At 71.6% G+C, this 8,236-nt stretch carries 9 protein-coding genes; 2 read left to right on the forward strand and 7 right to left on the reverse strand.

Annotation, left to right across the window (positions count from 1 at the left end; all coding sequences use genetic code 11):
- Window positions 1–138 precede the first annotated feature (138 nt).
- The 7 genes from WBN91_RS38055 to rimP all read right to left on the reverse strand — a co-directional run bounded on the left by WBN91_RS38055 (window position 139) and on the right by rimP (window position 7,095).
- The gene (locus WBN91_RS38055; RefSeq protein WP_337729167.1) at window positions 139–1,125 is read right to left on the reverse strand and encodes a DHH family phosphoesterase; all 987 of its coding nucleotides are present in this window, start codon (window positions 1,123–1,125) and stop codon (window positions 139–141) included.
- Window positions 1,126–1,135: 10 nt separating this feature from the next.
- Complete coding sequence (gene rbfA, locus WBN91_RS38060) at window positions 1,136–1,585, reverse strand: 30S ribosome-binding factor RbfA (RefSeq protein WP_337729168.1); 450 nt, start codon at window positions 1,583–1,585, stop codon at window positions 1,136–1,138.
- A gap of 53 nt (window positions 1,586–1,638) precedes the next feature.
- On the reverse strand, window positions 1,639–1,935 hold the full coding sequence (locus WBN91_RS38065) for a DUF503 domain-containing protein (RefSeq protein WP_041315031.1): 297 nt from the start codon (window positions 1,933–1,935) through the stop codon (window positions 1,639–1,641).
- A 64-nt stretch (window positions 1,936–1,999) separates the two neighbouring features.
- On the reverse strand, window positions 2,000–5,107 hold the full coding sequence (gene infB / locus WBN91_RS38070) for a translation initiation factor IF-2 (protein ID WP_337729169.1): 3,108 nt from the start codon (window positions 5,105–5,107) through the stop codon (window positions 2,000–2,002).
- Between the two features lie 86 nt (window positions 5,108–5,193).
- Window positions 5,194–5,463 carry a YlxR family protein gene (locus WBN91_RS38075; protein ID WP_443217868.1) on the reverse strand — a complete coding sequence of 90 codons (270 nt, stop codon included), beginning with the start codon at window positions 5,461–5,463 and terminating at the stop codon, window positions 5,194–5,196.
- Window positions 5,464–5,560: 97 nt separating this feature from the next.
- Window positions 5,561–6,574, reverse strand: a complete 1,014-nt coding sequence (nusA, locus tag WBN91_RS38080; protein WP_337729171.1) for a transcription termination factor NusA — start codon at window positions 6,572–6,574, stop codon at window positions 5,561–5,563.
- Window positions 6,571–7,095 carry a ribosome maturation factor RimP gene (gene rimP / locus WBN91_RS38085; protein WP_337729172.1) on the reverse strand — a complete coding sequence of 175 codons (525 nt, stop codon included), beginning with the start codon at window positions 7,093–7,095 and terminating at the stop codon, window positions 6,571–6,573. The genes nusA and rimP overlap by 4 nt, the downstream gene beginning before the upstream one ends.
- Window positions 7,096–7,246: 151 nt before the next feature.
- On the opposite strand from rimP, the gene WBN91_RS38090 reads away from it, so the two are divergent.
- Window positions 7,247–7,693, forward strand: a complete 447-nt coding sequence (locus tag WBN91_RS38090; RefSeq protein WP_337729173.1) for a twin-arginine translocation signal domain-containing protein — start codon at window positions 7,247–7,249, stop codon at window positions 7,691–7,693.
- Window positions 7,690–8,118 carry a ferritin-like domain-containing protein gene (locus WBN91_RS38095; protein WP_337729174.1) on the forward strand — a complete coding sequence of 143 codons (429 nt, stop codon included), beginning with the start codon at window positions 7,690–7,692 and terminating at the stop codon, window positions 8,116–8,118. The genes WBN91_RS38090 and WBN91_RS38095 overlap by 4 nt, the downstream gene beginning before the upstream one ends.
- Window positions 8,119–8,236 lie beyond the last annotated feature (118 nt).

Genomic DNA, 8,236 nt, shown 5'->3' on the forward strand with positions numbered 1-8,236 from the left:
GCCGGACGGGGAAAGAAACCGAGGCCCTTCCCGTGGTCGCTAGCCGCTTCGGCTCGCGCCTTCGGCGCGTAGCGCCCTGCGGGCGAAGGCAGGCTGGTGCGCGGGCGTAGTGCCTTCGGCTCGGTGTGCTGGGGCCGGTCAGGCCTTGGTGATGGTGTCCAAAGCCTGCCGCAAGTTGGCCAGCACGTCCTCAGCCTCACCCCGAGCCGTGAACCCAGCCGCCAACCGGTGCCCCCCACCACCCAACAACTGAGCCACCTCCCGAACATCCACCCGAGAAACAGCCCGCAAAGACACCGACCAATAAGCCGGCCGCAATTCCTTCAACACCGCAGCAACCTCGGCCTCGGCAGTGGTCCGCACCAGATCCACCACACTCTCGACCTCCTCCGGACGCAATCCATCCGCGTCCTCCAAGGTCACCACAGCGTGCACGAATCCCATGCCACCCGCCGCCTCCGGCTCCAGCGAAGCCCGTGACAGCACCTTCGCCAGCATCCCCAAATACCCGAACGGGTGGGAGTCCATCAAAGGCCGCGCCACAGCCTCCGCGTCCACCCCGGCGTCCAACAACCGAGCCGCGACCAAATGGGTCTCCGAAGACGCATGCCGGAACGACCGCGTATCGGTCACCAACCCCGCATAAACACACCGCGCGACAGGCTCGTCCAGCTCAACGCCCAACTCGTCCAGCAACCGCAACACCACCAAGGCAGTCGCCTCAGCGGTGTCGTCGATGACGTTCACGGTCCCGTACCCCGGGTTGGACACGTGGTGGTCCAACACCACCACAGCGCCCGCCGCCGGGACCCGATCGGCCAACGGACCCAGCCGCTTCACCGAGCCGGTGTCCAGCGCCACCAGCACCTCGGGAGCCGCAGGCACCGCGGACGCCGGGACCAGCAAGCCGGCCACGTCCAGTTCCCGCAGGGTCTCCGGCACCTCGTCGGGTGCGCCGAACGAGACCCGGACCTCCTTGCCCATCCGGTGCAGGACCAGGCCCAGGGCCAAGGCGCTGCCCAGCGCGTCGGCGTCCGGGTTCACGTGGGCCAGGAGGGTCACGTCGGTGGCTTCGGTCAGGGTCTTCGCGGCGGCGCGCAGGGGGGCGTTCAGGTCAGTGGACACGACTGGAACGCTAGTCGGCTTCCTCGGCTTCGCGCGGGGGCTTGTACGGGTCCGCCTCGCCCGCGGGTTCGGCGCCCGAAGCCAGGCGGGCCACCTCCGCGTCCGCCTCGCGGGCGCGGGCCAGCAGTTCGTCCATGTGGCGGGCCGTGTCGGGGACGGTGTCGGTGACGAACGACAGGGTCGGCGTGAAGCGGACGCCGGTCTGCTGGCCGACCATCGTCCGCAGGACGCCCTTCGCCTTCTCCAAGGCGGCGGCGGCGCCCGCGAGGTCCGGTTCCGAGTCGAGCTTCTCGCCCAGCACGGTGTAGTAGATCGTCGCGTCGTGCAGGTCTCCGGTCACCTTCGTGTCGGTGATGGTCACCCGGGCCAGGCGCGGGTCCTTCACCTCGTGTTCGAGCGCGGAGGCCACGATCTGCGAGATCCGCTTGGCCAGCTTGCGCGCGCGTGCCTGGTCGGCCACGGCGCTCCCTCCTTCACACACCGGCAGTCCTCGAACGAGGCGAGGAGCCGCCGTTAGTCGTCCTCCGGCCCGACCAACCGGTGGCGGGCGGAGAGAAGTTCCAGTTCCGGGCGGCCCGCGACGAGCCGCTCGCACGCGGCGAGGACGTCCCGGACGTGTTCGGCGTCGGCGGCGACGGCCGCGACCCCGATCAGCGCCCGGCGGTGCAGGTCCAGGTGGCCCGCCTCGGCGACGGACACCTCGAACCTGCGCCGCAGTTCGGCCACGACGGGCTTCACCACGGACCGCTTCTGCTTCAACGAGTGGACGTCGCCGAGCAGCACGTCCAGCTCAAGGGCACCTACGTACAAGTGTGATCACCGTTGGTGGTGCCGGGGGCTCCCCTCGCGAGGAGCCCCCGGCGGCCGTGAGACATCAGACGCGCGGCTTCTCGCGCATCTCGAAGGTCTCGATGACGTCGCCGACCTTCAGGTCGGAGTAGTTGCCCAGCGTCAGACCGCACTCGAAGCCCTCGCGGACCTCGGTCGCGTCCTCCTTGAACCGCCGCAGCGAGCTGATCGGCAGGTTCTCCTGGATGACGTTGTTGTCGCGCAGCAGACGAGCCCGCGCGTTGCGGCGGATCTCGCCCGACATGACGAGGCAACCCGCGATCGTGCCGACCTTGGAGGACTTGAAGACCTCGCGGACCTCCGCGCGGCCCAGCTGGACCTCTTCGTACTCCGGCTTGAGCATGCCCTTGAGGGCCTGCTCGATCTCGTCGATCGCCTGGTAGATCACCGTGTAGTAGCGGACGTCGACGCCCTCGCGGTTGGCCAGCTCGGTGGCCTTGCCCTCGGCCCGGACGTTGAAGCCCAGGACGATCGCGCTACCCGCGACGGCGAGGTTGATGTCGCCTTCGGTGATGCCACCGACACCGCGGTGGATGACCCGCAGTTCGACGTCGTCGCCGACCTCGATCTTCATCAGGGCGTCTTCCAGGGCCTCGACGGTACCCGAGTTGTCACCCTTGATGATCAGCGTGAGCTGGCTGGTCTCCTTCAGCGCGGCGTCCAGGTCCTCCAGGCTGACGCGCTTCCGCTTGGCCGCGTTCATGGCGTTGCGGTTGCGGGCCTGGCGGCGCTCGGCGATCTGCCGGGCCACCCGGTCCTCCTCGACCACGAGGAACGTGTCACCCGCGCCGGGCACCGAGGTGAGGCCGATGACCTGCACCGGACGCGACGGGTACGCCTCGGTGACGTCCACGCCGTGCTCGTCCACCATGCGGCGCACGCGACCGTAGGCGGCGCCCGCCACGATCGAGTCGCCCACGCGCAGCGTGCCGCGCTGCACCAGCACCGTGGCCACCGGGCCGCGACCGCGGTCCAGGTGCGCCTCGATGGCGACGCCCTGCGCCTCCATCTCCGGGTTGGCGCGCAGGTCCAGCGAGGCGTCGGCGGTCAGCAGGATCGCTTCCAGCAGGCCGTCGATGTTGATGCCCTGCTTGGCCGAGATGTCCACGAACATGGTGTCGCCGCCGTACTCCTCGGCGACCAGCCCGTACTCGGTGAGCTGCTGGCGGATCTTGGCGGGGTTGGCCCCCTCCTTGTCGATCTTGTTGACCGCGACCACGATCGGCGCGTCGGCCGCCTGGGCGTGGTTGATCGCCTCCACCGTCTGCGGCATGACGCCGTCGTCGGCCGCCACCACGATCACCGCGATGTCGGTCGAGTTCGCGCCACGGGCACGCATGGCGGTGAACGCCTCGTGACCCGGGGTGTCGATGAAGGTGATGAGGCGCTCGTTGCCCTCCAGCTCCGTGCGGACCTGGTAGGCGCCGATGTGCTGGGTGATGCCACCCGCCTCGCCCTCGGCGACCTTCGCCTTCCGGATGGTGTCCAGCAGGCGCGTCTTGCCGTGGTCGACGTGACCCATGACGGTGACGACCGGCGGGCGGACCTGGAGGTCCTCCTCGCCACCGGCGTCGTCGCCGTAGGTGATGTCGAACGTCTCGAGCAGCTCGCGGTCCTCCTCCTCGGGGGACACGACCTGCACGTTGTAGTTCATCTCGGAGCCGAGCAGCTCCAGGATCTCGTCGGACACCGACTGCGTCGCGGTGACCATCTCGCCGAGGTGGAACAGCACCTGCACCAGCGAAGCCGGGTTGGCGTTGATCTTGTCGGCGAAGTCGGTCAGCGAGGCGCCGCGCGGCAGGCGGATGGTCTCGCCGCTGCCCTTGGGCAGGCGGACGCCACCGACCGAAGGCGCCTGCATGTTGTCCATGTACTCCTGGCGCTTCTGCCGCTTGGACTTGCGTCCACGGCGCGCCGGACCACCCGGACGACCGAACGCGCCGGCCGCGCCACCGCGACCGCCGGGGCCACCGCCACCGGGACGACCGCCGCCACCGCGGAAGCCGCCACCACCGGCCGGGGCACCGCCACCGCCGCCGCCACCGCCGCCGGGGCGGAAGCCACCGCCACCGCCACCGCCACCGCCGGGCCGGAAGCCGCCACCGCCGCCGCCCCCACCGGGACCGCCGCGGAAGCCACCGCCACCGCCGCCACCGCCGGGACGACCGCCGCCGCCACCGGGACCACGACCGCCGCCACCGGGGCCGCCGCCGGGACGGCCACCGCCGCCACCGCCGGGACCGGGACGCGGGCCGGACGGACGACCGGGCATCATGCCCGGGTTCGGCCGAGGCGGCATGTTGCCCGGGTTCGGGCGCGGACCGCCGGAACCGGCGCCGCCACCCGGACGGGGACCGCCCGGACGCGAGTCACCGCCGGGACGAGGCCCGCTGGGACGCGGGTCGCCGGGCTTGGGCCCGCGCTCGCCGCGGTCGGGACCGGGCTGGGAAGGACGCGGCGGGGCCGGACGCGGAGCCGGAGCACCGCCGCCCACGCCGAAGGGGTTGTTGCCCGGACGCGGCGCGCGCGGACCCGCGGGCTTGGGGGCCTGCGGCTTCGGCGGCACGACGGACGAGCCGCCCTGCGCGGCGGCCGGCTGCTGACGCGGGCCGGGACGCGGCGCATTACCGGGCTTCGGACCCTGCTGCTGCGGGGCCGGCGCCTGGAACGGGGCCTGGGTGGACGCGGCCGGAGCGGCCGGGGCCTGCGCGGCCGGGGCAGCCGGAGCCTGGGCGGCCGGAGCCTGGGCAGCCGGGGCCTGGGCGGCGGGCGCCACCGGGGCCGGGGCGGCCGGAGCCGGCTTCGGCGCGGGCTTGGGGGCCTGCGGCTTCGGGCCGGGCACCGGGCGCGGGCCCGGCTTGCCGACCGGTGCCGCGGGCTTCGCGTCGGTCGTGGACTGGGACGGGGCCGCGGTCGCCTGCGGCTTCGGCGGCGCGGGGCGCGCGCCGGCCGGCTTGGGCTTCGCCTCTGACTTCGCGGCGTAGGCGTCACGCAGCCGTCGGGCCACGGGGGCCTCGACGGTACTGGACGCGGACTTCACGTACTCGCCCTGGTCGGCGAGCTTCGTGAGCAGTTCCTTACTAGTGACACCGAGCTCTTTCGCGAGCTCGTGCACACGGGCCTTGCCTGCCACTGCACTCCTCTGGTGATGAGGCCGGCGGCAGTCCCGTCGACCTCGTCTTAACGTCGCGCGTTCATGTCTTCAGCTTCACGGCTGACTCATGACGGGTCGACCTGCTTCCTTGCTTCCTGGCGGTCCAGGGTCGATCCCTGGACCTGGTGCTCCTGCTGTGCGAGGTGCCCGCGCACGCGTTCCACGTCGAGCGGCCCCGGGACCCTGAAGGCCCGCGGGAACGCCCGCCGCTTCTCTGCGTCGCGGAGGCAGCTCGGATCGGGGTGCAGCCAAGCGCCCCGACCGGGCAGCCGTCGACGCGCGTCCGGGACCACGGCCCCGTCCACGACCACGACGCGCAGCAACTCGGAGGGCAACGTCCGGGCGCGGCATCCTATGCACGTACGAACCGGGCCGTTGTGCGTGAAAACCGATCCCCGACGTCGAACCACTGAGAAGTCTATCTCCTGCCGCTCAATCAGCCGAACCGGATGTGGTGGCGCCCGTCGGGGCACCCGCCACATCGCTGCGGATGTCGATCTTCCACCCCGTCAGCCGGGCGGCCAACCGGGCGTTCTGCCCCTCCTTGCCGATGGCGAGGGAGAGCTGGAAGTCCGGCACGACCACGCGCGCCGTCTTGGCCCGCTCGTCGACCACCCGCACAGACACAACCTTCGCAGGTGACAGGGCATTCCCGACGAACGTGGCCGGGTCCTCGGAGAAGTCGATGATGTCGATCTTCTCGCCCGCCAGCTCGCTCATGACGTTGCGCACCCGGGCGCCCATCGGGCCGATGCACGCGCCCTTGGCGTTGACGCCGGCGACGGTCGAGCGGACCGCGATCTTGGAACGGTGACCTGCCTCACGTGCCACCGCGGGGATCTCCACGGTGCCGTCCGCGATCTCCGGGACCTCCAGCGCGAACAGCTTGCGCACCAGGTTCGGGTGGGTCCGGGACAGGGTGATCTGGGGGCCGCGCGCGCCACGGGAGACGCCCACCACGTAGCACTTGATGCGCGAGCCGTGCTCGTAGGCCTCGCCGGGCACCTGCTCGGCGGGCGGCAGCACACCCTCGGTGTCCCCTATCTGCACCACGACCATGCCGCGCGCGTTGGCGCGGGCGTCGCGCTGCACGACACCGCCGATGATCTCGCCCTCCTTCGCGGAGAACTCGCCGAAGGTGCGCTCGTGCTCGGCGTCGCGCAGGCGCTGGAGGATGACCTGGCGGGCGGTGGTGGCGGCGATGCGGCCGAAGCCCTCGGGGGTGTCGTCCCACTCCTCCAGGACCTGGCCGTCCTGGCCGATCTCCTGGGCGAGCACGCGCACGACACCGGTCTTGCGGTCGATCTCCACCCGCGAGTGCGAGCTGTGGCCCTCGGTGTGCTTGTACGCGGTCAGCAGGGCGGTCTCGATGGCTTCCAGCACGGTGTCGAAGGGGATGTCCTTGTCCCGTTCGATCGCCCGCAGTGCGGCGATGTCGACGTTCACTCCGACTCCTCCTTCGGCGCGCGGCCTTCCAGGAGCGCGAGCTCCTCGACGGGCGGCTGCTTGAACTCCACTTCCACGACGGCGCGCTCGATCGTCTTGTACTCGACGCGGCGCAGCTCGCCCTTGACCAGCAGCACGACCCCCGTGTCGTCGGCCTCGCCCACGCGGCCGAACCACTCCACCTGATCGGGCTGCTTGACCTTGACCAGGCGCAGCCGGGCGCGCTTCCAGTGGCGCGGCCTGGTGAGCGGGCGGTCGGCGCCCGGCGAGGTCACTTCGAGCGTGTACGGGCCCGCGATGAGGTGCTCGTGCGCGTCGAGGGCGGCGGACACGGCGCGGCTGGCCTGCGCCACCTCGTCCAATCCGACCCCGTCGTCGCCGTCCACGACGACCTTCACCAGCCGGCGACGCCCAGCCTGGTTCACGTCGAGCGTCTCGAGGTCGAAGCCGATGGCCTCGACCGCCTCCCGCACGACGGGTGCTAGCTGCGCGGCGAGATCTCCGCGCGGCGGGCTGGACACGTTGGTGACTCCTTAGAGCTTCGAGTGCAGAGGGCACGGCGACCCCGGCCGACGCTGCACCCCGCCGGCCGTTGGTCGCCCAGACTATCTCGTCTCCGCGCCTCCGCACGCCGCAGAGGCGATCAAGACGCCTCTGGCAGGATCGGGACGCGTGATCGGAAGAACGGCGCTCAGCAGGCGCGGCGTGCTGGTGGCGGCGGCCACCGCGCCCTTGGCGGTTGCGTGCACCACACCCCCGCCTCCCCCGCCGCCCCCGGACGCCCTGGAGGACCTCCTCCGCACGGCCCGCTCGGACGCGGCCCTGGCCACAGCCGTAGGAGCCCCGGAAACAGCAGCGGCCCGCACCGAACACGCGGCGAAGTTGGCAGCCGAGATCGACCGAGCAACCCCCAAGGTCCCCACGACGTCCTCCCCTTCGGCAACCACTCCCACGTCCGTCACACCCCCAGCAGGCGCGACCAGGGACCAGCTGGTGACGGCCCTGCGGGCAGCACAGAAACAGGCCGCCGACCTGGCCCCCACCGTGCCCACACACCGAGCGGGCTTGGTGGCGTCGGTGTCGGCCGGCTGCGCAAGCTTGTTGGAGGCCCTGTCGTGAGCGTGGACGCAGTACAGGACGCCCTAGCCGCCGAACACGCGGCAGTGTGGACATACGGCCTGGTCAGCGCCTTCGCAGCCCAACAGGCCGCAGCCGTGGAGGAAGGCGCCCTGGCCCACAGAGCCCGCCGCGACACCACAGAACGCTGGCTACGCGACAAGGGCGCAACCCCCCGACCCCCTGCTCCGGCCTACCTCCCCCCGGCCCCGGTGGACAGCGCGGCCTCGGCCATCGCGGCCCTGATCGCCGTGGAGACGGACGGCTGCGTGGCATGGCGCGGGGTGATCGAACGCACGGAAGACGCCGACCTCCGCAAGACAGCCTTGGACGCCCTGACAACATCAGCCATCCGCGCCACCCGCTGGCGCAAGATCGCCGGCGTAACCCCCATCTCGATAACCCTCCCCGGCACCGCCGTCGGCTAACCAAACACCAAGCAGCCACCCTTCCCCGCGCAGCGGGTGCCCTTCGGCGGAGCCGGCAAGCGGCAGTCCACCGAGGAGGACACAGCGCAACTTGGGCTTCTTGCTTGTGTCATCCCCG

This window comes from Saccharothrix sp. CCNWYY140, assembly GCF_037401995.1.
Classification (GTDB): domain Bacteria; phylum Actinomycetota; class Actinomycetes; order Mycobacteriales; family Pseudonocardiaceae; genus Actinosynnema.